The organism is Caballeronia temeraria, assembly GCF_001544795.2.
Classification (GTDB): Bacteria; Pseudomonadota; Gammaproteobacteria; order Burkholderiales; family Burkholderiaceae; genus Caballeronia; species Caballeronia temeraria.
Map to the genome: position 1 here is coordinate 86,038 of NZ_FCOI02000014.1, position 25,096 is coordinate 111,133.

Sequence of the window (25,096 nt, forward strand, 5' to 3'; positions counted from 1 at the left end):
GCCGGACCCCGGCCGCGATCCACGCCGATTCATGACCACGTCCAAGGAATTTTCCGCCTGCGTCGCCCACTACGATCCCAACGCGCTGCCCGTTGAAGCCGCGCAGGACATCGTGCGTCAGTGGGCCATGCCGCGCGCGCGGGACGTTCAGGTCGAGCGTGTGAGCCTGCACGATGCACTCGGCCGCGTGCTCGCCGAGGACGTGGTCTCGCCCATCGACGTGCCCGCCTACGACAATTCCGCAATGGATGGCTACGCGTTCGCCGGCGAAGTGCTCGCGCGCGGCGGCGACAGGGTCGGCTTATCCGTCGCGGGCACGGCGCTCGCCGGGCGGCCTTTCGAAAGCACGCCGGGCGCCGATCAATGCGTGCGCATCATGACGGGCGCGCTCCTTCCGCCAGGCTGCGATACGGTCGTGCCGCAAGAGCTCGTTACGCGTGACGGCGATGCAATCCGTTTTTCATCGGCGTCGGTCCGCGCCGGCCAGAACCGCCGCCTGTCGGGCGAGGATCTCGCGAAGGGCAAGCCGGCGCTGTTCGCGGGGCGCGTCGTGCGCGCATCGGATCTCGGTTTGCTCGCGTCGCTCGGCATCGGCGAAGTGCCGGTGCGCAAGCGCCTCACCGTCGCGTTCTTCTCGACCGGCGACGAACTGCGCTCGGTCGGCGAAACGCTCAGTCCCGGCAGCCTCTACGACAGCAATCGCTACACGCTCTTCGCGATGCTCAAGCGGCTCGGCGTCGAAACCGTCGATCTCGGCATCGTGCGCGACGATCGCGCGTCGCTCGAAAAAGCGCTGCGTCACGCAACGGCAAGCGCCGATGTCGTGATCAGCTCGGGCGGCGTATCGGTCGGCGATGCGGACTTCACGCGCGAGCTGATGAATTCGCTGGGCGACGTCGCCTTCTGGAAGATCGCGATGCGCCCGGGCCGTCCGCTCGCGTTCGGCCGCCTGTGGTCCGGCGAGCGCGCGGGCACGGGCAAGCCGGCGCTCTTCTTCGGCTTGCCGGGCAATCCGGTCGCCGTGATGGCGACGTTTTACTTCATCGTGCGCGAGGCGCTGCTCGCGATGTCCGGCGCGACGCGCCAGCCGCTCACGGTCATCCGCGCGGCCGCCGCCGAGCCGATGAAAAAGCGCGCGGGCCGCACCGAGTTTCAGCGCGGCATCGCCACGCGCGACGACGATGGCCGCTTTCGCGTCGTCACCACCGGTCCGCAGGGTTCCGGCGTGCTGAGTTCGATGAGCGAAGCGAACTGCTTCATCGTGCTCGAGCACGCGCGCGGCGACATCGACGCGGGCGACGAAGTCGAGATCGTGCCGTTCGACGGCCTGATCTGACTGACGCAGCGCCGGGCGTCGCCAGCAACACCATTCCTACATCGATAGACGGGGCTTCCTTCCATGAAAAAGCAGATTTCATTTATCGCACCGGGACAGACCGCCAAGGCGCTGATCCTCGTGTACCTGACCTTCAGCGTGCCCATCGTGCTGCTCGGCGTCGTGGTTGCGTTCGTGCGATACGGCTCGGTGGAAGTGAGCACCGTCACGAGCGCGCTGCTGCTGAACGCGATCCTCGGTTTCATCCTGCTGTGGATCGCATGCCACGCGTACAACTGGGTGGCGTCGCGCTTCGGCGGCATCGAAATCGTGTTGTCCGACGCGCCGGAGGAAGCGTGAGCGCCCCGATCATTCGCGCGGCGACGCCCGCCGACATCGCCGCGATCTTCGGCCTGATGTACGAGCTGGCGGAGTTCGAGAAGCTGACGCATCTGTTCATCGCGACGGAGCAAGGCGTGCACGATGCGCTTTTCGGCGCGCGTCCGGCCGCCGAAGCGCTCGTCGCGGAGCAAGACGGCGAAATCGTCAGCTACGCGCTCTTCTTCCAGAACTTCTCGACCTTCCTCGGCAAGCGCGGTCTCTATCTCGAAGACCTGTACGTGCGCCCGTCGATGCGCGGCAGCGGTCTCGGCACGCTGATGCTGAAGAAGCTCGCCGCACTCGCGGTCGAGCGCCAGTGCGGCCGGTTCGAGTGGTCGGTGCTCGACTGGAATCAGAACGCCATCGACTTCTACGAAAAGATGGGCGCAACGGTGCTGCCCGACTGGCGCATCGTGCGCGTGACGGGCGAACCGCTCGAACGGCTCGCCTCGTAATCAAGGCTCGTCGTCGCCTTCGGGCGATGACGCATCGCCGAACGCGTCGCCCAGCAACCCCGCCGCCTGTTCTCCCGGCAACGCCTCGACATCCCGCAGGCGCTTGCCCATCTGCCGCGTGCGGGTCTGCGCCATTTCGATCGAACGCGTGACTGTTTCGAGCTGCGACTTGGTTTTGGCCAGCACGTCGCCGAACTTGCCGAACTCCGTCTTCACCGCGCCGAGCACCTGCCACACTTCGCTCGAACGTTTCTCGATGGCCAGCGTCCGGAAACCCATCTGCAGGCTGTTGAGGAGCGCGGTCAGCGTGGTCGGCCCGGCGACGGTCACGCGATAGTCACGCTGCAACGAATCGGTCAAACCCGGGCGGCGCAACACTTCCGCGTAAAGGCCTTCGGTCGGCAGGAAGAGCAGCGCGAAGTCCGTGGTGTGCGGAGGCGCCACGTACTTCTGCGCGATCGACTTCGCCTCGGCGCGCAAACGCCCTTCGAGCGCGCGCGACGCGTCCTCGACGCCGGCCAGGTCCGCGCGTTCCTGCGCGTCGATGAGACGCTCATAGTCCTCGCGCGGAAACTTGGCATCGATGGGCAGCCACACCGGCGTCGCCGCATCGCCCGGCGCACCCGGCGCGTCGTGACGGCCAGGCAGCCTGATCGCGAACTCGACGCGCTCGTTGCTCTTCGGAATGGTCGCGACATTCTTCGCGTATTGATCCGGCGTGAGCAACTGTTCCAGCAGCGCTTCGAGCTGCACTTCGCCCCAGATGCCGCGCGTCTTGACATTGGTCAGCACTTTCTTCAGATCGCCGACGCCCGCCGCAAGCGTCTGCATCTCGCCGAGCCCGCGATGCACCTGCTCCAGCCTGTCGGACACGAGCTTGAACGACTCGCCGAGCCGCTGCTCGAGCGTCGCGTGCAGCTTTTCGTCGACGGTGCGGCGCATTTCTTCGAGCTTCGTCGAGTTATTTGCTTCGATGTCCTTCAGACGCGTTTCGAGCGTCGCTCGGACTTCCCCGAGCCGTCGCTCGTTCGCTTCGGAAAGCTGCGCGAGATGCAGCGACATGGAATCGGCGAAACGCTTCAGCGCGTTGCCCTGATCCTCGCGCGCCTGCTGACTCTGTTGCGCGAGTTGCTGCGCGAGCGCATCGAATTGCGCGTTCTGCACGTTCGACGTGTTCGCCAGTTGCGTCGAAAGCGTCTGATGGAATTGCGCGAAACCGCTTTGCGATTCCATGCGCGACACGCGCGCGTTTTCCGCGATATCGCCGCGCAAGCCGCGTTCGAGCCGCTCCTGCGCGCGCGCGTGCGCCTCGCCCATGTCGTTGACGCGATCGGTGAGCGCTTCGAACTCGTCGAAGATGACCGCGTTCGAACTGCGCCGCATCGTCATGACGAGCGCGATGAGCGACACCACGAGCGCGATCGCCAGCACGGCGATCGCGCCAACCAGCAGTTCCATCATGTCTTCAGTACGTCCGGATTGATCGGGTTCGGCGGATTCCCGGCGCGCGGGCCTTCGCCCAGCGCGGCGATGAGATTGTCGGCCGCGAGATTGGCCATCGCGCGGCGCGTGCCCTCGGTCGCGCTCGCGATGTGCGGCGTCAGCACGACATTGTCCAGCAGCAGGAAATCCGGGTTGAAGTCCGGCTCGCCTTCGAACACGTCGACGCCCGCCGCCGCGATGCGCTTCTCGCGCAACGCCGCGATCAACGCCGCATCGTCGACGATGCCGCCGCGCGCGATATTCGTGAGCGTCGCCGTCGGCTTCATGAGTGCGAGCTCGGCCGCGCCGATCGTGTGATGGCTCTCCTTCGCGTAAGGCACGACGAGTACGACATGATCCGCGCGCTTGAGCAGATCTTCCTTCGACGCGTACTCGGCGTTCAGCTCGCGCTCGATCTCCGGCGCGACGCGCGAACGGTTGTGATACATCACGCGCATGTTGAAGCCGGCCGCCCGCCGCGCGAGCGCCTGCCCGATGCGTCCCATGCCGATCACGCCGAGCGTCGAGCCGTACACGTCGGCGCCGAGGAACGAGTCGAAGGACCACTTCTGCCACTTGCCCGCGCGCAGATAGTGCTCGGACTCGGTGACGCGCCGCGCCGCCGCCATCATCAGCGCCCAGCCGAAATCCGCCGTGGTTTCGTTCAGCACGTTGGGCGTGTTGGTGCCGAGCACCTTGTGCGCGTCGAACGCGTGCATGTCGAAGTTGTTGTAGCCGACCGCCATGTTCGCGACGACCTTCAGGTTCGGCGCGCCCGCCAGTTCCTGCTCTCCGACCCGCTCGCCGGCCGTGAACGCACCGTCCTTGTCGGCGAGACGGCGTGCGAATTCTTCCTGCGGGAGCACGTCGCCGAGGTTCACATCGACATCGAAATGCTGCTTCAGGCGCTCGATCACATCGGGAAAGGTGGGACGCGCCACCAGCACTTTCTTCTTCATCGATTGCTCCTAGAAAAATAGCCAGCCCAGAATGGCGAAAAGCGGCAGAAGGATCGCACCCGACCACGCGATGAAGCCGAAGAAACTCGGCATGCGCACGCCGCGCGATTCGGCGATCGCCTTCACCATGAAATTCGGCGCATTGCCGATATACGTATTCGCGCCCATGAAGACCGCGCCCGCCGAAATGGCGGCGAGCGTCGTGGCGTCCGTGGTCATGAGCGTGCGGGCATCGCCGCCCGCGAGATTGAAGAAGACGAGATAGGTCGGCGCGTTGTCGAGAAACGATGACAGTAGACCCGTCGCCCAGAAATAGGCGATGTCGACAGGCTTGCCCTGCGCATTCGACACCGCGTGCACGATGCCCGCGAACGCGCCCGCCTCGCCCGCGCGCAGGATCGTGATGACGGGCGCGATCGTGATGAAGATGGCCGCGAAGAGCTTCGCGACTTCCTCGATGGGCGCCCAGTCGAACGCATTGCCCGCGCGCGCGCTCTTCGGCGTGAGCGCGAGCGAAGCCAGCAGCACGGCGACGAGCAGCACGTCGCGCACGAGGTTTTGCAACTGGACATGCGTGCCGAACACGTCGAACGCGATGCCGGGTTTCCAGACACCGCTCATCAGCACGAGCACGACGATCGCCGCGAGCAACGCGAAATTGATCTTGCCGTCGATGCCTAATGGCGGCGTATCGGGCGTCGGGTCGAGAAACGCGGAACGCGCGTCGTGCCTGCGCCAGTAGAAGCTGTCGATCGCGTAGAACACCGCGAGGAGCACGGCGCAGACGAAGAGCATCGGCAGCGCGAGATGCACCGTCGTCCAGAAGAAGCCGACGCCGTTCAGAAAGCCGAGGAAGAGCGGCGGATCGCCGAGCGGCGTGAGCGAACCGCCCGCATTCGCGACGAGAAAGATAAAGAACACAACGACATGCACCACGTGCTTGCGGTTGTCGTTCGCGCGCAGAAGCGGACGGATCAGCAGCATGGCCGCGCCCGTCGTGCCCATGACGCTCGCGAGCGCCGTGCCGAGCGCGAGCAGTCCGGTATTGAGCCGCGCCGAGCCGTGCAGATTGCCGCGCACACAGATGCCGCCCGCGACGGTATAAAGCGCCGCCAGCAGGATGATGAACGGCACGTACTCTTCGAGCATCGCGTGGACCAGCACGCTGGCCGCCGTGCCGAATCCGAAGGCGAGCGCGAACGGCGCGAGAAACGCGACGGCCCATGCCGCCGCGATCTTGCCGAAATGGTGATGCCAGACCTTCGGCGCGACGAGCGGAAACACCGCGATGGAAAGCAGAATGCCGACGAACGGAATGCCCCAGGTGGCCGAAAGCTTCGCGCCGTCGAGCGTCGCGGCGGCGGCCGGCGTGGCGATCAGCGCCGGCATGGCGCACATCGCGCAGTAAAACAGTCGACGCATCGGACTCACGCTCCGCGCACGACGATCACATGCACGCGATACGGCCCATGCGCGCCGAGCACGATGGTCTGTTCGATATCGCCGGTGCGAGAAGGTCCCGACACGAAGTTGACCGCGCGCGGCAGCTCGCCCCGCTCCGCGCGCATCAACGCGAACGCATCCTCATGCGCGGCGACGATACGCGAAGCCGGCACGATCGCGATGTGCGTCTGCGGCAGCAGCGCGCCGGATGCGGGCGTCTCGGCGCCCGACAGCAGCACGAGCGAACCGGTTTCGGCCGTGGCGCAAAAGCAGCCGGTGATGCCGACGAGATCGGCGTCGGCGGGCTTGCGAAAAGCGGCCTGAATGCCCGCTTCGGCCCAGCGCAATTGAGCGAGCGCGGGCCACGCGACGGCATCGGCGGGAAGATTCAGGGACTGGAGATAGCGCGCGGCTTCGGCAGGCGCAGCGTCGAGCGATTCGACTTCGGCGACCGTAGTGGAAAGACGCTCGGCTTCGAGTCTGAAGCGCGCGATCAGCTCATCGCGTGTCTGAGGCAACGGCGGACGCGGACCTGCCGGATGACGCTCCACGTAATCGTGCGCAGCGGCGCGCTCCGCGTCGGTCGCTTCGCCGCGACGGCCCTGCGCGCTGCGAATGCGCGCGAGAATATTGCGGCGCGCGGCCGATGTATCCATGGTGCCGTCCTCGTGTTGGCATGCTTGAGATTCGTGCGCCGCATTGATCGACGACGCGTTCGAATTATAGCGAGCGGCCTATACGCGCGAACCTCGGCCGGACGACATAGGCCGGGTGCACGAATGCGCCGCGCTCAGTCGTCGCCGACAGGCTGCTCGATGCCGAATACCTGACGCAGATAGGCGAGATACGCCTTGTCGTCGCACATGTTCTTGCCGGGGGAATCCGAGAGTTTCGCGACCGGCTGACCGTTGCAGCGAACCATCTTGACGACGATCTGCAACGGCTGATAGCCGAGATCGTTGGTGAGATTCGTGCCGACGCCGAACGCGAGCTGACAGCGCCCGCGAAAACGCTCGTAGAGTTGCAGGACTTTGGGGATATCGAGCGCGTCGGAGAACACGAGCACTTTCGTGCGCGGATCGCAGCGGTTTTCCTCGTAATGCCGGATGAGGCGCTCGCCCCAGTCGAACGGATCGCCGGAATCGTGGCGCGCGCCGTCGAAGAGCTTGCAGAAATACATGTCGAAGTCGCGCAGGAACGCCTTCATGCCGTAGACGTCCGACAGCGCGATCCCGAGGTCGCCGCGATATTCCTTCGCCCACATCTCGAAGCCGAAGATCTGCGAATCGCGCAGACGCGGGCCCAGCGCCTGACATGCCTGCAAGTACTCGTGCGCCATCGTGCCGAGGGGCCGCAAGCCGTGCTTCATCGCGTAGAAGCAGTTGCTCGTGCCGGCGAACTGCGCGCCGAGCTTGTCCTTCAGCGTCAGCACGACTTCCTCGTGCCACTGCCCCGAAAAACGCCGGCGCGTGCCGTAGTCGGCGATCTTGCAGTCGGAATATTCGGGCGGCGTGGCGAGCAGCTTGATCTTGTCGCGCAGACGTTCGCGACCGATTTCGTATTCGGGCTTGCGCTGCGTGTTGCGAAAATAGACTTCGTTGACGATCGCGAGCACCGGAATCTCAAAGAGAATCGTGTGCAGCCACGGCCCTTCGATTTCGATGTCGATCTCGCCGTTCTTCTTCGGCGACGGCGCAATGCGGATGGACTTCTCGTTCAGATGGAAGAGCGCGAGGAAGTCGATGAAGTCGCTCTTGATGAAGCGCATGCGCCGCAGATAATCCAGTTCCTCTTCCTTGAAGCGCAGATTGCAGAGCTGGCGCACCTCGTCGCGAATTTCGTCGATGTACGGGACGAGATCGACGTTCGGCGTGCGGCAGCGAAAGCGGTATTCGACATGCGCAGCGGGAAAGTGATGCAGGACGACCTGCATCATCGTGAACTTGTAGAGGTCGGTATCGAGCAGCGAATTGATGATCATGGTTCTGGCTGGAACATCCACGCGAAGTGGCCGCGCGCTCGAGCTCTTGCCCGCGCGCGGCCTTATGCCTTTAGGGCCATGTTACCCGAATGTGTGAGATGACATGACGCATGCCCGGCGTATCGCTTCGGCACGCATACATAAATCACGAATCGATATAAAGCGCGCTTCGCACGGCGCGCGCCCGTTTTTACCGTTACGCTACAATATGCGTTTTGGCAAGCGCACCTCCCGGCCTATGCAGCCGCCAGGGCGCCGCCCCCACGAATTCCGTATGCAGGAGCCTGAATGACTCACGTTGTGACCGAAAGCTGCATCAAGTGCAAGTACACCGATTGCGTGGACGTGTGCCCGGTGGATTGCTTCCGCGAAGGTCCCAACTTTCTCGCGATCGATCCCGACGAATGCATCGACTGCGCCGTGTGCGTAGCCGAATGCCCGGTGAACGCGATCTACGCCGAAGAAGATGTGCCCGGGGACCAGCAACACTTCACCGAACTGAACGCTGAGCTCGCGCGCAACTGGCCGAGCATCACGAAGACCAAGGGCTCGCTGCCCGAGGCGGACGAGTTCAAGGACGTGAAGGAAAAGCTGAACCTGCTCGAGCGTTGATTCGGGAGCGCCGGAACGCACGCTTCGTTTTTGATCGCAAAAATGCGTATCGAATGAAGATTGAGCGTTGACAGGCTAGAAACAGCCCCCTATAATTTCGCTTCTCTGCTGTAGATGTTCCCCGATAGCTCAGTCGGTAGAGCGCCGGACTGTTAATCCGTAGGTCCCTGGTTCGAGCCCAGGTCGGGGAGCCAAAAAACTCCAGCACGTCGGTTTCAAAAGAACCCAGTCAATCGGCTGGGTTTTTTATCTCAGTTGCAGATGTATCAGTTGTTCCCCGATAGCTCAGTCGGTAGAGCGCCGGACTGTTAATCCGTAGGTCCCTGGTTCGAGCCCAGGTCGGGGAGCCAAAAGCTTCAGTCGAAAAGCCCAGTCACATGACTGGGCTTTTCGTTTTTGCGCGCGCCCTTCTCGCTCCGCCACTGGCGCTTCACGCAACCCACACCACGGTCAGCGAGCGCACGCCCTGCGCGCCGCGAATCAGCACGCCTTCGATATCCGCCGTCGCCGACGGTCCCGTCACGAGCACCGCATAGCGCGCCGATTTGAAATCGTCGCGTCGATACACCTGCTGCAAGCCTTCGACGAGCAACGCGGGATCGAGCAGCACGACGAGATGCTGCGACAGATAGCCGACCGCATTCACGACGTACTCCTGTTCGCTGAACCACACCGAGCCCGTTTCCGCGACGCCGAAGCGCCCTCTCACGATGCCCACGTCGACATCCTGAAGCGATGCCGGCACGGTATCGGATGAAAGCGGCCGCGTGCCGTCGACGCCCGGCACCGCCGATGCGATCACCTTCGCATCGGCGAAGCGCGACGCGATCAGCGCATTCACGTCGCTCAGGCCGGCCGCTTCGACGCATGTGCCGCCCATCGCGGTCAGCGCGGCCGTGAAGCGCGCCTTCAACTCGCCTTCGGGCGCCGGGAACACGGGCACGTCGGGGCGCGGGCGCGATGCGGGCTGCGCCGCGCGGATCTTCGACAGAAAAGCTTCGCGAGTCGTCATTGATCGTGCTTCCGGTTCTTTTTGTACCACTCGTGAAAAGTCTCGGCGGGCGCTTCGGGCAGATCCCGTCCGCGTCCCCAGATGTTGAGCGGGTTGTAGAGCACGAAGTTCGGCAGACGCTTCAACGCGCCGCCGAGCGATGCGACCGTCGCGCGATACAGCGTCGGGCTCGCGAGCAGACGCCCTGCCATCTTCAGGACTTCCTGCTTCACGAACGGCACTTCGTGCTTTTCGGCGATCACTTCGCGCCACTTGTAAATCTGCTCGTGGATGTTCACCTTCACCGGACACACGTTCGTGCAACTGCCGTTCATCGTCGAGGCGAAGGGCAGCGCGCTGTAGCGCTTCAGGTCGTGCGTCGGATTGATGATCGCGCCGATCGGACCGGAATACGTGCCGCCATAAGACAGCCCGCCGCTTCTCCGATACACCGGACACGTATTCATGCACGCGCCGCAGCGAATGCACTTGAGCGAGTACCAGAAATCGTCCATCGCGAGCCGTTCGGAACGGCCGTTATCGACGAGGATGAAGTGCATCTCCGTGCCGGGGCGCGGCGCGCGAAAGTGCGACGTGTACTGCGTGATCGGCGAGCCGAGCGCGCTTCTCGACAGCATGCGCACGAAGACGCCGAGATCGGCGATCGACGGAATGATCTTCTCGATGCCGATCGACGCGATATGCAGCGGCGGCACGTTCGCCGACAAATCCGCGTTGCCCTCGTTCGTGCAGACGACGACCGTGCCCGTCTCCGCGACCGCGAAGTTGCAGCCGGTCATGCCCGCCGTCTTCTCGCGCACGAAATACGGCCGCGTGTTCATGCGCTGGCTTTCGGCGAGATAGTGGATGTCGCTGTTCTTCGGATCGGTGCCGATGGTCTTGCCGAACAGTTCGGCCACGTCCGCGCGCAGCTTATGCACGGCGGGCACGACCATGTGGCTGGGGTCCTGATGATCGAGTTGCTGAATGCGCTCGCCGAGATCGGTTTCCATCACCGTGATGCCGCGCGGCTCGAGATAGTCGCGCATGTAGCACTCGTCGGTGAGCATCGACTTGCTCTTCACGAGCGATGTCATGCCGCGCTCGCTCATCAGCGTGTGGACGAGTGCGTTGTGCTCCTCCGCGTTCGCCGCGAAATGCACGACGACGCCGTTCTTCTCGGCCTGATCGACGAACTGCGCGATGTAATCGGCGAGATTGGACAGCGTGTGTTCCTTGATCGCCGACGCGAGATTGCGCATCGTCTCCCATTCCGGGATGCCGTGCGCCTGCGCGTCGCGCTTGCTGCGCAAGTCCCACAGGCGTTTGTCGTGGAATGCGACGTGATCCGTCTTCTGCAGGAACGCGCCGGCGGCCTTCGCGTGATCGATCCGTCCGCTCTTGCTCATGCGCGCGCTCCATTCAGAACCTGCGCGATGTGGATGAATTTCGCCTCGACTTTCATGCGCTCGGCGCAGCCTTGCTGATGCATGAGACACGACATGTCGCCCGACACGATGTACTCCGCGCCCGCGCTGACGTGATCGCGCACCTTGTCCTGCCCCATGCGCACGGAAACGGCTTCTTCCGTCACCGAGAACGTGCCGCCGAAGCCGCAGCATTCGTCGGGACGCGCGGGCGCAACGAACTCGATGCCCTTCACGCCTTCGAGCAACGCGCGCGGCTTCGAAAACGGCGTGCCCGCCACTTCCGAATTCGACGTTTCGCGCAGATGCCGCACCGCGCTGCAACTGTTGTGCAGCCCGACGCGATGCGGAAATTCGGCCCACGGAAATTCGCGCACGTTCAGCACGTCGTGCAGAAATTCGACGAGTTCATACGTATTGCGCCGTACTTTCTGCACGGCGCTCGTCTGCTCGATCGCGGTGAAATGCTCGCGCACGTGATGCGTGCAACTCGCCGACGGTCCGACGACGTAATCGTAGTCGGCGAAATTGCGGGCGAACACGCGCTCGGCGCCGGCGGCGTCCTTGTGCGCGCCGCTATTGGCCATCGGCTGGCCGCAGCACGTCTGATCCTGCGGATAGTCGACGTCCACGCCCAGCCGTTCGAGCAATTCGAGCGTGGCGATGCCGATCTGCGGATAAAACGCGTCGATGAAACAGGGAACGAACAAGGCAACTTTCATGACGATCCGAGTGCGGGGAGATTTGGTAAGCTTGGTCTGACCAAGACTTTAATGAGATGCCCCTTTCGTGTCAAACTCGGGCATTCCCAGGCTTTCACTTCGTATTTACGTTGACCGATGACTTTTCAGCCCGTCCATGCGCATTCCTACGCCCGCGTGCGTCTCTCCGATGTCGTATCCGGGCAGATTCGGGAACTGATCTCGAACGGCGCGCTGCTGCCCGGTCAGCGTCTGCCCGCCGAGCGCGATCTGGCCGAGCAGTTGAACGTGTCGCGCCCGTCGCTGCGCGAGGCGCTGATCCGGCTGGAATCGGACGGCTTCATTCGGGCCGCCGGACGCGGCGGTTTCGTCGTATCGGATGTGACGGCGCCGTTGGTGTCGCATCCGCTTGCCGCGCTGCTCGAAGAACAGCCGAACGCAAGCGCCGATGTCCTCGAATTGCGTCACGGCCTCGAAACGCTCTCGACCGCCTACGCCGCCGAGCGCGCCACCGACGCCGACCTCGCGCGCATCGCCGCCGCGTTCGATGCGCTGCAAACCGCCGTCGCCGAGAAAAGCACGCGCATCGCGGAGAAGGATGCGGCGTTCCATTTGGCGATTGCGGACGCGACGCACAACGTCGCGCTTGCGCACGTGATGCACGGCCTCAACGAACTGGTGCGCGAATCGATGCTCACGTCGCACCGTCTCGTCGACTACGACGACGAAGTCGAAGCGAACCTGATGACGCAGCATCGGGCGATCTTCGATGCGATCGTCGCGCGCGATCCGGCGCGGGCGCGCGAGTGCGCGGGTGCGCATCTCGACTATGTGCGCACGCTGTATCTCGATCGTCCGGCGAAGAAAAACAAGGTCGCGTGAGTCTTATCACATTACGAATCTGTAAGCCTCAAGAAAGTGATGATAGGACTTCGCCTACACAGCTTTCGGACACGCACGGCTAACGCGGCACGCTCTTCCTCGCGATACTGGAATCGTCGAAAACAACATGCGAAGGAGAACACCATGCCTTATCTGCTCGGATGGTTGCTTGGCGTGCCGGTCATCGTGTTGGTGATTCTTTATCTGATCTTCCATTGATTGCATGCGGACACGAGATGCGTCGAAGAGCCAAGGGCGTCGATACAATACGACGCCCTTTCTCTTTTCCGAAGGATGACGATGATGAACCGCTCCGTCCTCGCGCTCGCTGCATCGCTCGCTCTCTTCTCCGGCGCGGGACTCGCGCACGCGGAGGAAATCGCCAGCGTCAACACGAATTTCCGCTTCACCGGCTCGGATCGCGTGACCGTCGATGCGTACGACGATCCGCTCGTCCAGGGCGTCACCTGCTACGTGTCCCGCGCGCGCACGGGCGGCGTGAAGGGCACGCTGGGCATCGCCGAAGATCCGACGGAAGCGTCGATCGCCTGCCGCCAGGTCGGGCCGATCAAGATCGCCGCGCCGCTCAAGCAGAAAACCGATGTCTTCTCCGCGGGCATGTCCTTTATCTTCAAGACCTTGCATGTGGTGCGCATCGTCGATGCGAAACGCAATACGCTCGTCTATCTCACGTACAGCGACCGTATCGCGACCGGCAGTCCGAAAAACAGCGTGACGGCGGTGCCCGTGCCCGAAAGCACGACCATACCGGTGAAGTGACGCGCAACTGTCCGGCCCGGCGCGAGGCAAAGTTGTAAACTAGTCGATTACGTCCATCTCAGATTCGCCCGACCATGCACGCCGACCGTTTCCGCAATGCCGCGCGCTACTGGCGCTCGCCGCTCGTGCCGGACGCGGACATGGTCACGGCCGAATACTACGATCACGAGTTCTCGCCGCACTGGCACGACGCCTACACGGTGCCCGTGATCGAAGCGGGCGCGGAGTGCTACGACTATCGCGGCGCGCATCACGTGGCCGAAGCCGGTTCGGTGCCGGTGATCAATCCCGGCGAAGTGCATACGGGCGCGCGGGCCGTCGATGCGGGCTGGCGCTATCGCGTGTTCTATCTGCCGGTGCCGTTCGTCGAAAATCTCGCGCGGGACATGTCGGGCCGGCCGGAATCGTCGCCGTGGTTCCCCGATGACATCATCCGCGACGCCGATCTCGCGCGGCGCCTGCTGATCGCGCATCGGCTGCTGGAGCGCGACGCCGACCCGCTCGCCGCGGAACTGGCGCTCGTCGATGCCGTCACGACGCTGCTCGGCCGCCATGCGCTCGACCGCCCCGATATCGCGCCCCTCGCCGCCGATGCGCGCCGCGTCACGACGATGAAATCCCGTCTCGCCGACGACCTTCTCGAACCGGTCACGCTCGCCGAACTCGCGCAGACGGTCGGGCTTTCGACCTTCCACGCCGCGCGCCTCTTCACGCGGGAAACCGGGCTCGCGCCGCACGCATGGCGCAATCAGATGCGCATCGTGCGCGCGCTGCCGGCATTGCGCGCGGGCGCTTCCGTGACCGATGTCGCGGCGGCCAGCGGCTTCACGGATCAAAGTCACTTCACGCGTCATTTCAAACGCACGTTCGGCGTACCGCCCGGCCGGTGGCGTTAAGGCGTTCCGGTCAATCAGGGAAAGCGCAAGAACGTACAAGCATTCTCATCGACGTTTTGCGTATCCTCGCTTCCATAGGAGGACATCTTGAAAGCAACACCTTTGCGCGAATTCGCCGCCGGCGCCCGCGACACCATCCCGATGATGATCGGCGCCGCGCCCTTCGGCGTAATTTTCGGCACGCTCGTCACCGCGAGTCCGCTCACGCTCTGGCATGGCCAGCTGATGTCGCTCGTCGTGTTCGCGGGCTCGGCGCAGTTCATCGCGGTCGGGCTGATCGCGTCGCATGCGAGCTTCGCCGTTATCTGGGCGACGACGCTCGTCGTCAATCTTCGCCACGTGCTCTACTCCGCGACGCTCGCGCCGTACGTCGCGCATCTGCCGCGCCGCTGGCGCTGGGCGCTCGCCGGCATGCTCACCGATGAAGTCTTCGCCGTCGCTTACGCGCACTATCAGAAGCGCGCGCCGGGCGAGATCGGACCGCATTACTTCTTCGGCTCCGGCGTCGCGATGTATCTGAACTGGCAATTGTGGACGCTGCTCGGCCTGCTGTTTGGCGCGGCGTTTCCCGGCCTGAAATCGCTCGGCCTCGACTTCGCGATGGTCGCGACGTTCATCGCGATCATCGTGCCGCAGCTCGTCGCCGTGCGTTTCGTCGCGGCGGCGCTCGCATCGGGCGTGCTGTCGTTCGCGTGGCAAGGCTGGCCGTACAAGCTCGGCCTGCTCGCGGCGGTGTTTGTGGGCGTCGCGGTCGGCATGGTGCTGACGATGATGGAAAACCGTCCGCAGAAGGAAGCGGCGAAACATCGCCTGAAGAACGCGAAGGAGCGCACGCAATGAACTACGTCACCCTGATCTTCGGCATGGCGGCGGTTACGTTCGTGATCCGCGCCGCCGTGTTCGTGCTGGGCGAACGCCTGCCGTTTCCGCCGGTCGTGCGCACCGCGCTCTCGTTCGTGCCGGTGACGGTGCTCACCGCGATCATCGTGCCGATGACCGTCTCGCCGCACGGCAACGGCGCCGAGATCACCTGGCGCAATCCGCAGCTCGTGGCGGCGATCGTCGCGATTATCGTTTGCGCGCTCACGAAACGGCCGCTTTTGACGATTGCGGTGTCGCTCGCCGTGTTTTTCGTGTGGCAGTTCGCGGTTTTGCGCTAAACGTTTTCCATCAATCCGCCGTTAAACGGCTTTCAAAAAGCATCGAAGCATCCTCAAGTTCCCGGAAAGCGCGCCGATAACAGAAACGAATGGACTCCGTCCCGAGCGACGGTTCCACACGCTTTTCCCGCTGCCGGACATCCGGAAGCGGAACCGGGAACCAACATGCGTCAAATCACCCTTTCGTTACGCGACGAAACGATCACTTCGCTGCAGCGCGATTTCGAAGCGTTCACGCGTCTGTCGCTGAAGCTGGATCCGCAATTCGTCACGCCGTCGTTCGAGGACTACCTGCGCGCGAAGCTCCTCGACAACAACACGCCGCTCACCGAGCAGGCCGTGCAGCGCATGCTCACGCACGGCCAGTACGCGTGGGCGAAGCGCGCGCTCGACAAGGAGTTTCCGGACGTCGTCGAAATTCTGATCCGTCAGGCGGCGGAGCACGGCTTCGCGTTCGCGATCCGCGCCGACTGGACCGCCGAGGATCTGATCCGCGCGTCGCGCGAATGGGCGACGGCGATCGTCACCGAAGCGAACGGCGATGTGTCTCAAGTCGACATGCTCGCCTCGCAGATCAAATCGGCGGCGGCGGACATTCGCGAAGTCGAGGAAAAAATGCAGACGCCCGCGTGGCGTCTCGCCGATTCGCTGCGTCAGCGCGTGTACGAAACCAAGATTTCGGTGGAAACGAGCATCGGGTCGACCGCGCGCGAGAAGCTCGGCGAATTGCGTTGCCTGCTGCGGCTCGGCATCGTCTATGGCTCGATTCAGAAGCAGGAAGCGCAGCAAGTGCTGGAGTACTTGCGCGCGCTGCGGCCCGAGCTTTTCATCGACGAGCCTTACGACGGCTTCACGCGCTTCGCCGCGTGGCTGCGCAGCATCTTTTCGCCGTCGCCGCGCGCACCGCGTGCGTCGCGCGCGCAACGTTAGTCCCACATGCCCTTCAGGCGCGCCGCGATATCGATCTTCGCTTTCGCGGCCGCCGCCAGCCCCGCTGCCGTCGGCGCGGCGGGCGCGATCACCGGCGGCCACGCGGCCGCTTCGAAGTTTGGCATCAGATGCGGCGGGATGAAGCGCGTGCGCTGCGCCCAGACATGCCGGTCGCCCAGATGCGTCTGGTTGTGCACGTAGAAACGCTGCGGCGTGATGATGTGCAGATCTTCCTTCGCGCGCGTCATCGCGACGTATAAGAGCCGCCGCTCTTCGTCGATTTCCTCGTCGCTGCCCGTGCCGAGATCGGACGGAATGCAGCCGTCGACGCCGTTCAGCACGAACACGTTGCGCCATTCCTGGCCCTTCGCCGAATGGATCGTCGAGAGAATCAGATAGTCCTCGTCGAGCATCGGCACGCCGGATTCGTCGCTGGTGGCGTCGGGCGGATCGAGCGTGAGTTCGGTGAGAAAGCGCTCGCGCGTCGGATACGTCGACGCGATGCTTTCCATCTGCAGCACGTCGCCGATGCGGATCGCCGCGTCTTCGTGATTGCGCTCCAGATGCGGCTCGTACCAGCGCCGGATCATTTCGAACTCGGCGGGCCAGCCGGATTCGCGCCCGCACAGCTTCGCCATCAGGCCGACGAAACGCGGCCAGTCTTCCGATGCACGCGCGGGCGCCTGAAACGACGCGATCGCGCCCGGCGCAACCGCGTCGGGCGCGCTCACGCTGTCGAGCAAGCGCCCGGCGATCGCCGGCCCGATGCCCGGCAACAGTTGCGCGACCCGAAAGCCCGCAACGCGATCGCGCGGATTTTCCGCCCAGCGCAGCACCGCGAGCACGTCCTTCACGTGGACGGAATCGAGAAACTTGAGTCCGCCGAACTTCACGAACGGAATGTTGCGGCGCGTGAGTTCGATTTCGAGCGTCGCGCTGTGATGCGCGGCGCGAAACAGCACCGCTTGCGCCTTCAGCTTCATGCCGCCTTCGCGCGCTTCGAGCACTTTCTCGACGACATAGCGCGCCTGATCAGCTTCATCGGCGACGGACACGACGCGCGGCTTTTGCGCCGATGCCTTGTCGGTCCAGAGATTCTTCGTGTAGCGCTCCGTCGCGAGCCCGATCACCGCGTTCGACGCCTCGAGAATCGGCAAGGTCGAGCGATAGTTGCGATCGAGCGTGACGGTCGCGGCGGGCGGATCGAAGTGGCCGGGGAAATCGAGGATATTGCGCACGGTCGCGCCGCGAAACGAGTAGATGGACTGCGCGTCGTCGCCGACGACCGTGAGGCCGCGCCCATCCGGTTTCATCGACAAAAGGATGGACGCCTGCAAGCGGTTCGTGTCCTGATATTCGTCGACGAGCACGTGATCGAAGCGGCTCGCGAGATCCGCCGCCACCGATGGCTCCGCCGCGAGATGCGACCAGTAGAGCAGCAGGTCGTCGTAGTCGAGCACGCTTTGCGCCTGTTTCGCGCTGACGTAGGCGGCGAAAAGACGCTTCAGGTCCGCTTCCCATTCGCGGCACCACGGATACGACTGATCGAGCACGGTCGCCAGTGACGCGCCCGTGTTGACGACGCGCGAGTAGATCGCGAAACACGTGGATTTGGCGGGAAAGCGCTTCTCCTTCGACGACAAACCCAGTTCGTGCCGCACCAGGTTCATGAGATCGGCGGAATCTTCGCGATCGTTGATCGTGAACGACGGCGCAAGCCCGACGAGATCGGCGTAATCGCGCAAAAGCCGCGCGCCGACGCTGTGAAACGTGCCCGACCACGTCAGTCCCTGCGCGATGGCGCTGCGCGTGCCGAGCGCGTTCATCGCGATGCGCGACACGCGCCGCGTCATTTCGAGCGCGGCGCGGCGCGAAAACGTGAGAAGCAGGATGCGATGCGGATCGGCGCCCTTCACCAGCAGATGCGCGACGCGATGCGCCAGCGTATTGGTCTTGCCCGAGCCCGCGCCCGCGATGACGAGCAGCGGCCCGCCCGCGCGCCCCGGTTCGTCGACGCCGAATTCGACGGCCTGACGCTGCGCCTCGTTGAGCTTCGCGAGATAGTCGGCGACCTGCTTTGTGGTGGATTCGTCGGCGGTGTCGGGAAGCGTGAGCACGTGAGGAAAAGGCGGCGGGAAATGAGTGACGCATACTGTATATCCATACAACCCGCGCGCGCAAGTCTTTGGCTCGACTAGGCTTTTGGCCCTAAATGCAACGAGCCCGGTTCGCGATGAACCGGGCTCGTATCGCTGCCAGAAACACGCGTCAGTCGGCCTTCTTCGCGTTCTTCAGTTTCGCGTCGGCGGCGGCTTCGTTGGCGTCGGACTGCGCCTCGGTCTTTTTCTTGTCGGCCTTCGCCTGCGCGACGGCCGCCTTCTTGTCGGCCTTGCTTTGTTCCTTCGCGGCCTTCTGGTCGGCGGCGGTCGGCGCGTCGGACGTCGTCTGTGCGAACGATGCCACGCTTGCGCTCGCGAACGTTCCCGCGATCAGCGCGGCCAGCAGAGCATTGGTTTTTCGATTCATGGTCTTCTCCCTTTTTTCGATGCCGCGAGCGCCGCGACGATGCGGCCTCGCGGCGCGTCACACTCAGTGCTGCAGGCCGGTGTCCTTCGGCGCATTCGGCTCGGCCGCGTTCAGTTCAGCCTTGGCGGTGTCCTTGTCCGCCTTGCGGTTGATCTTCGCGTTCTGGACCTCTTCCTTGTATTGGGCCTTGGCCTGCTGGTTCTGCGCCTTCAGCTCGGCCTTCGATGCCTTCTTCGACGCGCGATATTCCGCATTCGCCTGCGCGTTCGCGTTGCGGCGCTGGACGAGCGGATCGGTCGGCGCGGGCGCGACGAGATTCTGTTGCGGCGGCGTCATCGGCTGTTGGGCCTGCATCGGCTGCATGGTTTGCGGCTGCATCGGTTGCGGTTGCGCTTGTGCCTGCGCCTGCACCGGCGCGGATTGCGTTGCCGTCTGCGCATAAGCGCCCGAAGCGGCGAACGTGGCGAGGGCGGAACCGATCAAAAGGATTCGTGCGCGAGTCATGAGCTAGTCCTCTCTGTAGTTGGCGTCGGCGGCGCTCTGAAACGGTGAAACAAGCGATCCGCGCGACTTTTGTCGATTGGAAAGATGACCGAAGCTGCATCGATCAAACGGTCGGACCGGCGGTTATCCGGGCGAGTTCGCGAAAACCAGTCATTGTTACCGACGGTTTCATCTGGCTACATTTGCCAACCAGTCCGCTTGCGTTCCCATTACCGTTCTCGCCGGTCTCGCGATGCCCACAGCACGGCGCATGCCCGGCGTGGTTTATCATTGAGCCCTTCCCTCGCATTTCCGCTTCGCCCGCCTCATGCCGCCACTCCAATTCACCCTCACGGGCGACTACGTCGAACTCCACAATCTGCTCAAGCTGATGGGCCTCGCCGACAGCGGCGGCTCGGCAAAGGCACGCGTCGCCATGGGCGATGTCACCGTCGACGGTCAGGTGGAGATGCGCAAGACCTGCAAGATCCGCGCGGGCCAAAGAGTGAAGCTCGACGGCCAGACGATCTACGTGCGCGCGCCCGAGTAATCCCATCCACTTGCGCGCACACGCCGCGCGATTGAGAAAATCCCGCCATAAGCAAACGCGTCATCGACATGCCGCGCGCGAGGCAATAAGCTAGTCGTCTTTCGTTCTGGTTTCAGCGCCGGGTTTGTAGCGTCGGTTTTCCGTTAGCGCGTGTTGCGCGTCGCGCTCCGCTTTCCCCTTCGCGTTCCAGTCCGGCCGCATCTCGTCGCGGCCTTTTTTCGTTTCGATCCGATCAGCCATGCAACCGCAAGTCACGCGCGCCAGGCGCGCGCATCAAGGACCGCCGAGCCTCTCGCGTCACGCCGTCGACACGGCGCGCCTCGCCGCGCCGCTTGCGATCGCGCAGCTCTCGCAGATGGCGATGGGCGTGACCGACACGATCCTGCTCGGCTCGCTCGGCCCCGATGCGCTCGCCGCGGGCGGCCTCGGCGCGAATCTCTTTTTCGTCGTCGTGACGCTGCTGCAGGGCGTGCTCACGTCCGTGTCCGTGTCGGTTGCGCACGCGCGCGGCGCGAACGCCGATCATCGCGTGCCGGACATCTACTGGACGGGGCTCGTGCTTTCCGTGCTGCTCGCCGTGCCCGCGTTCGTGCTGCTGAGTTATGCCGAGCCGATCCTGCTCGCGTTCCACGAACCCGCGACGCTCGCGAAGAACGTCGGCGAATACTGCGCGGTGCTGCGCTGGGGAACGCCGGGCAGTCTCATCGGCGTGGGGATGATGCGCGCGTTTCTGCCGGCGATCGGCGCGGCGCGCAGGCTGCTGTGGATTTCGATCGGCGGCGTGTTCGTCAACGGCTTTCTCAACTACGGCCTGATTCACGGCGCTTACGGCCTGCCGCGCGAAGGCTTCCTCGGCTCGGCGGCCGCGACGACGATCACCGTCTGGGGCATCGCGATCGCGCTCGTCGCGGTGCTGCATCTGCGTCCGCGCTACAAGCATTTCGTCGTGCGCGCGCGTCCGCGTCTGCCGCTGATGGGCGAGCTTTTCGGCATCGGCTGGCCGGTCGCGATCACCTACGGCGTCGAATCGACGCTCTTTCTCGCCACAGGCATGATGGTCGGCCTGCTCGGCGAAGCGCCGCTCGCCGCGCACCAGATCGCGCTCAACGTCGCGTCGGTGGCGTTCATGGTGCCGCTCGCGATCGGCCAGGCGGCGAACGTGCGCGTCGGCTACTGGGTCGGCGCGGGCGTGCCCGTCGCGGCGCGCCATGCGGGCTTCGTCGCGCTCGCGCTGGGCGTCGGCTTCATGATGTGTTCGGGCCTCGTGCTGCTCACGGTGCCGCGCGTGATCGTCGGCCTGTATCTGCATCTCGACGATCCCGCCAACGCGCATACCGTCGCGCTCGCGGCGTCGCTGCTCGGCGTCGCGGCGGTGTTCCAGATCGTCGACGGCATGCAGACGGTCGGCTCCGGCTGCCTGCGCGGCCTGAAGGACACGCGCATCCCGATGCTCGCTGCCGCGTTCGGCTACTGGGGCGTCGGCTTTCCGACCGGCTATGTGCTCGCGTTCCACTTCGAGCTCGGCGCAAAGGGCCTGTGGTGGGGACTCGCCGCCGGACTCGCGAGCGTTGCCGCGCTGATGACGCTGCGGTTTCATCGCATCAGCCGGCGCTTCATCGAAACAGGCGTCGCGCCGCAACCCGGCGACGCCGATGCCGCGAGCGCCGCGCCGCACGGCCACGTATGACGCCGATAAGCACACGAGCCGCGCGCCGATTTGCATAGCACGAATGCTTGGTTGGTCCGCGCGGCGCGCATTGCTACGATGAACCCGTCTCCTCCTTGAGACATCTGTGACAGGGGTTGTCGGCCCGCTCTAACCCAGCGGGCTTTTTTTTCGCCTGTACGCCACCGCGCAGTGCGACATTCGGTCCTTTTCCGATTTCCCATAAAATAATTTCGAGATGCGGCGCGAGAACAATCCTTGCTGATTCGTGCCGAAAATGCGAAATGTCGAAGCGCGCCGAGTCGCGACGATCAGAATCAGAACGAGGAATCGAAGTGTCGGAAATCCGGGGATCGTGGGAAGTTGCGGGGCGCGTCATGCGCCGGCAAAAATTCGGCGCCGCCGCGCGCTTGGTCGTCGTCCTGACGATGACGACGCTCGTCGCCGCCTGCGCGACGCGCCCGCCCGCGACGGCATTCGATCGCCCGCCGAGCCACGCGCTCGACGCGAGCATCGCGACGCCGCTCGCGACCGCCCTCGCGCCGCTGGAGAAGCGGCATCCGGATGAATCGGCGGTGCGCCTGCTGCCGACCGGCACCGACGCGCTGCAGGCCCGCATCGCGCTTGCCCGCGCGGCGACGAAGACGCTCGACATGCAGTACTACATCGCCGACGAGGACAACACCGGCAAGCTGCTGCTCGGCGCGGCGCTGTACGCGGCGGATCGCGGCGTGCGCGTGCGCATGCTCGTCGATGACCTGAATTTCAAGGACATCGACCAGATCATGGCGGCGCTCAACTCGCACGACAAGATCGAGATTCGCGTCTTCAATCCGTACGGCAGCGCGCAACGCAGTTTCTCCGAGCGCACGCGGAATTTCTTCACGAATCTCGATCACTTCACGCGCCGCATGCACAACAAGGCGATGATCGCGGACAACCAGATCGCGATCGTCGGCGGGCGCAATCTCGGCGACGAATACTTCAACGCCAGTCCGACGCTGCAGTTTCGCGATCTCGACGTCTTCGCCGCCGGCCCGGTGACGCAAAAGATCTCCGCGAGCTTCGACGATTACTGGAACAGCACGCTCGCCTACCCGTTGCGCGCGCTGAACAAGCAGCAGTTCGATGCGAAGGAACTCGATAAAACGCGCGACGACCTGCGCGCGCACTGGCGTCAGCAGGCCGAGCCACTGAACGCGAAACCGCTCAACGCGACGCCGCTCGCGCAGCAGATTTCGCGCGAGGAAATGGACCTCGTGTGGGCGCCGACGGAGTTCCGCGTCGATTCGCCGTCGAAGATCGAGCATCCGAGCGACGACTACAAAAGCCCGCCGATGGAGCGTCTCATCGACTTGCTGAAGGACGCGCAGAGCGAATTCCTGATCCTGTCGCCCTACTTCGTGCCGCACGACGCGGGCGTGAAGGCGCTCGCCGATCTCACGAAGCGCCACGTGCGCGTCGCGGTGCTGACGAACTCGCTCGCCGCCACCGATGCCGTCGCCGTGCAGGCGGGTTACGCGCCGTATCGCATGCCGATGTTGCAGAGCGGCGTCGAACTGTACGAATTCAAGCCGATTCAGATCGAAGGCCAGGGCAGCCCGCGCGCGGGTCTGTTCGGCTCGCAGTCGCGCGCGAGCCTGCATGCGAAGGCGTATGTGATCGATCGGAGTATCCTCGTGATCGGCTCGATGAATCTCGATCCGCGCTCGGCGAAGCTCAACACCGAGCTTGCGCTCGTGATCCACAGCAAGCCGATCGCGGAGCAAGCCGCGACACTGTTCGCGAACGGCATCTCGCCGAAGGCCAGCTGGCAGGTGCAACTCGCGAGCGCGGCGGTGACCGAGGAGCTCCGGCGCACGGGCGCGCCGCAGTCGGGCCTCGTCTGGACGACCGAGGAGAACGGCAGCCTCGTCACCTACAATTTCGATCCTGAGGCGGGTTTTTATCGCAATGCGATGACGGGCCTCTTCATGCTGCTGCCCGTCGACAAGCAGCTTTGATCCAACTTCGTAAGGGAACTCACGCCATGTCACACGATGCGAAGGGCGACGTACGGATGGAGAAGGACACGTTCGGCGAAATCGCCGTGCCGAACGACAAGCTTTGGGGCGCGCAGACGCAGCGCTCGCTGCAGAACTTCAAGATTTCGACGGAAAAACAGTCGCCCGAGCTGATCACGGCGCTCGCGATCATCAAGCACGCGGCCGCCGAAGTGAACGAAGGGCTGAAGGTGCTCGATTCGAAGAAGGCGAAGGCAATCGTTCAGGCTGCCGAGGAAATCATCGACGGCAAGCATCCCGATGAATTTCCGCTCGCCGTGTGGCAGACCGGCTCGGGCACGCAGACCAACATGAATCTCAACGAGGTGATCGCCAATCGGGCGAGCGAGATCATGGGCGGCGTGCGCGGCGAGGAGCGTCTCGTGCATCCGAACGACGATGTGAATCGCGGCCAGTCGTCGAACGACGTTTTCCCGACGGCGATGCACGTCGCCGCGGCGGTGGCCATCAAGAAGCATCTGATTCCGTCGCTGAAGACGTTGCGCGATACGCTCGACAAGAAGGCAAAGGCGTTCGACACGATCGTGAAGATCGGCCGCACGCATCTGCAGGACGCGACGCCGCTCACGCTCGGGCAGGAGTTTTCGGGTTATGTCGCGCAGCTCGATCAGAGCATGAAGCACGTCGAGGCGACGCTGCCGCATCTGTATCAGCTCGCGCAGGGCGGCACGGCGGTCGGCACGGGACTGAACGCGCATCCGGAGTTCGCGGCGAAGGTCGCGCAGGCGATCGGCAAGCTCACAGGCCTGCCCTTCGAGACCGCGCCGAACAAGTTCGAGGTGATGGCCGCCGCCGATGCGCTCGTCGCCGCGCACGGCGCGTTGAAGACGGTCGCCGCGAGCCTGATGAAGATCGCGAACGATATCCGCTGGCTCGCGAGCGGACCGCGCTGCGGCCTTGGCGAGCTGTCGATTCCGGAGAACGAGCCGGGCAGCTCGATCATGCCGGGCAAGGTCAATCCGACGCAATCCGAAGCCGTGACGATGCTCTGCTGCCAGGTGTTCGGCAACGACGTCGCGGTGAATTTCGGCGGCGCGAGCGGCAACTTCGAGCTGAACGTCTTCCGGCCGATGATCGCGCACAACGTGCTGCAATCGATCCGTCTGCTCGCGGACGGCGCGCAGAGCTTCAACGACAACTGCGCGGTGGGCATCGAGCCGAACGAGAAGCGCATCGAGAGTCTGCTCAACGAATCGCTGATGCTCGTGACGGCGCTGAATCCGCACATCGGCTATGACAAGGCCGCGCAGATCGCGAAGAAGGCGCACAAGGAAGGCACGACGCTGAAGGCCGCCGCGCTCGCGCTCGGGTATGTGACCGAGCAGCAGTTCGATGAATGGGTCAAGCCGGGGGACATGGTGGGGAAGAAGTGACGTTCCCGCGCACTCTCAAACCGCTTCAGGCGTTGGGAGG

Annotated in this window: 25 protein-coding genes and 2 tRNA genes; 16 read left to right on the forward strand and 11 right to left on the reverse strand. The window is 64.2% G+C overall.

Annotation, left to right across the window (positions count from 1 at the left end; translation table 11 throughout):
* Nucleotides 1-31 precede the first annotated feature (31 nt).
* The 3 genes from moeA (at nt 32) to AWB76_RS20715 (ending at nt 2,151) form a co-directional block, all read left to right on the forward strand.
* Nucleotides 32-1,336, forward strand: a complete 1,305-nt coding sequence (gene moeA / locus AWB76_RS20705) for a molybdopterin molybdotransferase MoeA (protein WP_061162014.1) — start codon at nt 32-34, stop codon at nt 1,334-1,336.
* Between the two features lie 63 nt (nt 1,337-1,399).
* Nucleotides 1,400-1,675, forward strand: a complete 276-nt coding sequence (locus tag AWB76_RS20710; protein WP_008342276.1) for a hypothetical protein — start codon at nt 1,400-1,402, stop codon at nt 1,673-1,675.
* 56 nt (nt 1,676-1,731) lie between these two features.
* The gene (locus AWB76_RS20715; RefSeq protein ID WP_061162104.1) at nt 1,732-2,151 is read left to right on the forward strand and encodes a GNAT family N-acetyltransferase; all 420 of its coding nucleotides are present in this window, start codon (nt 1,732-1,734) and stop codon (nt 2,149-2,151) included.
* Here the strand turns inward: AWB76_RS20715 and AWB76_RS20720 are convergent, their stop codons facing one another.
* From AWB76_RS20720 to pncB, 5 genes are all read right to left on the reverse strand, one after another.
* Nucleotides 2,152-3,612, reverse strand: coding sequence for a DNA recombination protein RmuC (locus AWB76_RS20720; RefSeq protein WP_061162015.1), 1,461 nt, complete (start codon nt 3,610-3,612; stop codon nt 2,152-2,154).
* Complete coding sequence (locus AWB76_RS20725) at nt 3,609-4,592, reverse strand: 2-hydroxyacid dehydrogenase (protein ID WP_061162016.1); 984 nt, start codon at nt 4,590-4,592, stop codon at nt 3,609-3,611. The genes AWB76_RS20720 and AWB76_RS20725 overlap by 4 nt, the downstream gene beginning before the upstream one ends.
* A gap of 9 nt (nt 4,593-4,601) precedes the next feature.
* Nucleotides 4,602-6,014 carry a sodium:proton antiporter gene (locus AWB76_RS20730; protein ID WP_061162105.1) on the reverse strand — a complete coding sequence of 471 codons (1,413 nt, stop codon included), beginning with the start codon at nt 6,012-6,014 and terminating at the stop codon, nt 4,602-4,604.
* Between the two features lie 5 nt (nt 6,015-6,019).
* The gene (locus tag AWB76_RS20735) at nt 6,020-6,691 is read right to left on the reverse strand and encodes a LutC/YkgG family protein (RefSeq protein ID WP_061162017.1); all 672 of its coding nucleotides are present in this window, start codon (nt 6,689-6,691) and stop codon (nt 6,020-6,022) included.
* A 134-nt stretch (nt 6,692-6,825) separates the two neighbouring features.
* Nucleotides 6,826-8,016 carry a nicotinate phosphoribosyltransferase gene (gene pncB, locus AWB76_RS20740; protein ID WP_061162018.1) on the reverse strand — a complete coding sequence of 397 codons (1,191 nt, stop codon included), beginning with the start codon at nt 8,014-8,016 and terminating at the stop codon, nt 6,826-6,828.
* Nucleotides 8,017-8,304: 288 nt separating this feature from the next.
* On the opposite strand from pncB, the gene fdxA reads away from it, so the two are divergent.
* From fdxA to AWB76_RS20755, 3 genes are all read left to right on the forward strand, one after another.
* Entirely contained in the window at nt 8,305-8,628 is a 324-nt protein-coding gene (gene fdxA, locus AWB76_RS20745; protein ID WP_061136311.1) for a ferredoxin FdxA, read from the forward strand.
* Nucleotides 8,629-8,746: 118 nt separating this feature from the next.
* A tRNA-Asn gene (locus AWB76_RS20750) sits at nt 8,747-8,822 on the forward strand.
* An 80-nt stretch (nt 8,823-8,902) separates the two neighbouring features.
* Nucleotides 8,903-8,978: transfer RNA gene (locus AWB76_RS20755), tRNA-Asn, on the forward strand.
* 80 nt (nt 8,979-9,058) lie between these two features.
* Here AWB76_RS20755 and AWB76_RS20760 read toward each other — a convergent pair.
* The 3 genes from AWB76_RS20760 to AWB76_RS20770 are packed head-to-tail and all read right to left on the reverse strand — an operon-like array spanning nt 9,059 to nt 11,768.
* Complete coding sequence (locus AWB76_RS20760) at nt 9,059-9,640, reverse strand: LutC/YkgG family protein (protein WP_061162019.1); 582 nt, start codon at nt 9,638-9,640, stop codon at nt 9,059-9,061.
* Nucleotides 9,637-11,028 carry a lactate utilization protein B gene (locus AWB76_RS20765; RefSeq protein ID WP_061162020.1) on the reverse strand — a complete coding sequence of 464 codons (1,392 nt, stop codon included), beginning with the start codon at nt 11,026-11,028 and terminating at the stop codon, nt 9,637-9,639. The genes AWB76_RS20760 and AWB76_RS20765 overlap by 4 nt, the downstream gene beginning before the upstream one ends.
* Nucleotides 11,025-11,768 carry a (Fe-S)-binding protein gene (locus tag AWB76_RS20770; protein WP_061162021.1) on the reverse strand — a complete coding sequence of 248 codons (744 nt, stop codon included), beginning with the start codon at nt 11,766-11,768 and terminating at the stop codon, nt 11,025-11,027. Before AWB76_RS20770 ends, AWB76_RS20765 begins: the two co-directional genes overlap by 4 nt.
* A 117-nt stretch (nt 11,769-11,885) precedes the next feature.
* Between AWB76_RS20770 and AWB76_RS20775 the strand changes: the two genes are divergently transcribed.
* From AWB76_RS20775 to AWB76_RS20800, 6 genes are all read left to right on the forward strand, one after another.
* Nucleotides 11,886-12,629: a FadR/GntR family transcriptional regulator gene (locus tag AWB76_RS20775; protein ID WP_061162022.1), complete on the forward strand. Its 744-nt coding sequence runs from the start codon at nt 11,886-11,888 to the stop codon at nt 12,627-12,629.
* A 300-nt stretch (nt 12,630-12,929) separates the two neighbouring features.
* Nucleotides 12,930-13,409, forward strand: a complete 480-nt coding sequence (locus tag AWB76_RS20780; RefSeq protein ID WP_061162106.1) for a CreA family protein — start codon at nt 12,930-12,932, stop codon at nt 13,407-13,409.
* A gap of 74 nt (nt 13,410-13,483) precedes the next feature.
* On the forward strand, nt 13,484-14,305 hold the full coding sequence (locus AWB76_RS20785; RefSeq protein WP_061162023.1) for a helix-turn-helix transcriptional regulator: 822 nt from the start codon (nt 13,484-13,486) through the stop codon (nt 14,303-14,305).
* A gap of 141 nt (nt 14,306-14,446) precedes the next feature.
* Complete coding sequence (locus AWB76_RS20790) at nt 14,447-15,145, forward strand: AzlC family ABC transporter permease (protein ID WP_082864481.1); 699 nt, start codon at nt 14,447-14,449, stop codon at nt 15,143-15,145.
* Entirely contained in the window at nt 15,142-15,465 is a 324-nt protein-coding gene (locus tag AWB76_RS20795; protein ID WP_061162025.1) for a branched-chain amino acid transport AzlD family protein, read from the forward strand. The genes AWB76_RS20790 and AWB76_RS20795 overlap by 4 nt, the downstream gene beginning before the upstream one ends.
* Nucleotides 15,466-15,630: 165 nt before the next feature.
* Nucleotides 15,631-16,395, forward strand: a complete 765-nt coding sequence (locus tag AWB76_RS20800; protein WP_061162026.1) for a DUF4088 family protein — start codon at nt 15,631-15,633, stop codon at nt 16,393-16,395.
* On the opposite strand, the gene AWB76_RS20805 is transcribed toward AWB76_RS20800, so the two are convergent.
* The 3 genes from AWB76_RS20805 to AWB76_RS20815 all read right to left on the reverse strand — a co-directional run bounded on the left by AWB76_RS20805 (nt 16,392) and on the right by AWB76_RS20815 (nt 19,425).
* On the reverse strand, nt 16,392-18,512 hold the full coding sequence (locus AWB76_RS20805; protein WP_061162027.1) for an ATP-dependent helicase: 2,121 nt from the start codon (nt 18,510-18,512) through the stop codon (nt 16,392-16,394). The two genes, AWB76_RS20800 and AWB76_RS20805, sit on opposite strands and share 4 nt — an antisense overlap.
* 151 nt (nt 18,513-18,663) lie before the next feature.
* Nucleotides 18,664-18,921 (reverse strand): hypothetical protein, encoded by a 258-nt coding sequence (locus AWB76_RS20810; protein ID WP_082864477.1) that lies wholly within the window; start codon nt 18,919-18,921, stop codon nt 18,664-18,666.
* 63 nt (nt 18,922-18,984) lie between these two features.
* Nucleotides 18,985-19,425, reverse strand: coding sequence for a hypothetical protein (locus tag AWB76_RS20815; protein ID WP_061162029.1), 441 nt, complete (start codon nt 19,423-19,425; stop codon nt 18,985-18,987).
* 307 nt (nt 19,426-19,732) lie between these two features.
* On the opposite strand from AWB76_RS20815, the gene AWB76_RS20820 reads away from it, so the two are divergent.
* From AWB76_RS20820 to fumC, 4 genes are all read left to right on the forward strand, one after another.
* The gene (locus AWB76_RS20820) at nt 19,733-19,954 is read left to right on the forward strand and encodes an RNA-binding S4 domain-containing protein (protein ID WP_061162030.1); all 222 of its coding nucleotides are present in this window, start codon (nt 19,733-19,735) and stop codon (nt 19,952-19,954) included.
* Between the two features lie 238 nt (nt 19,955-20,192).
* Complete coding sequence (locus AWB76_RS20825; protein ID WP_061162031.1) at nt 20,193-21,641, forward strand: MATE family efflux transporter; 1,449 nt, start codon at nt 20,193-20,195, stop codon at nt 21,639-21,641.
* Nucleotides 21,642-21,997: 356 nt separating this feature from the next.
* Entirely contained in the window at nt 21,998-23,623 is a 1,626-nt protein-coding gene (locus AWB76_RS20830) for a phospholipase D family protein (protein ID WP_061162032.1), read from the forward strand.
* Between the two features lie 26 nt (nt 23,624-23,649).
* Entirely contained in the window at nt 23,650-25,056 is a 1,407-nt protein-coding gene (fumC, locus tag AWB76_RS20835; RefSeq protein ID WP_208606592.1) for a class II fumarate hydratase, read from the forward strand.
* Nucleotides 25,057-25,096 lie beyond the last annotated feature (40 nt).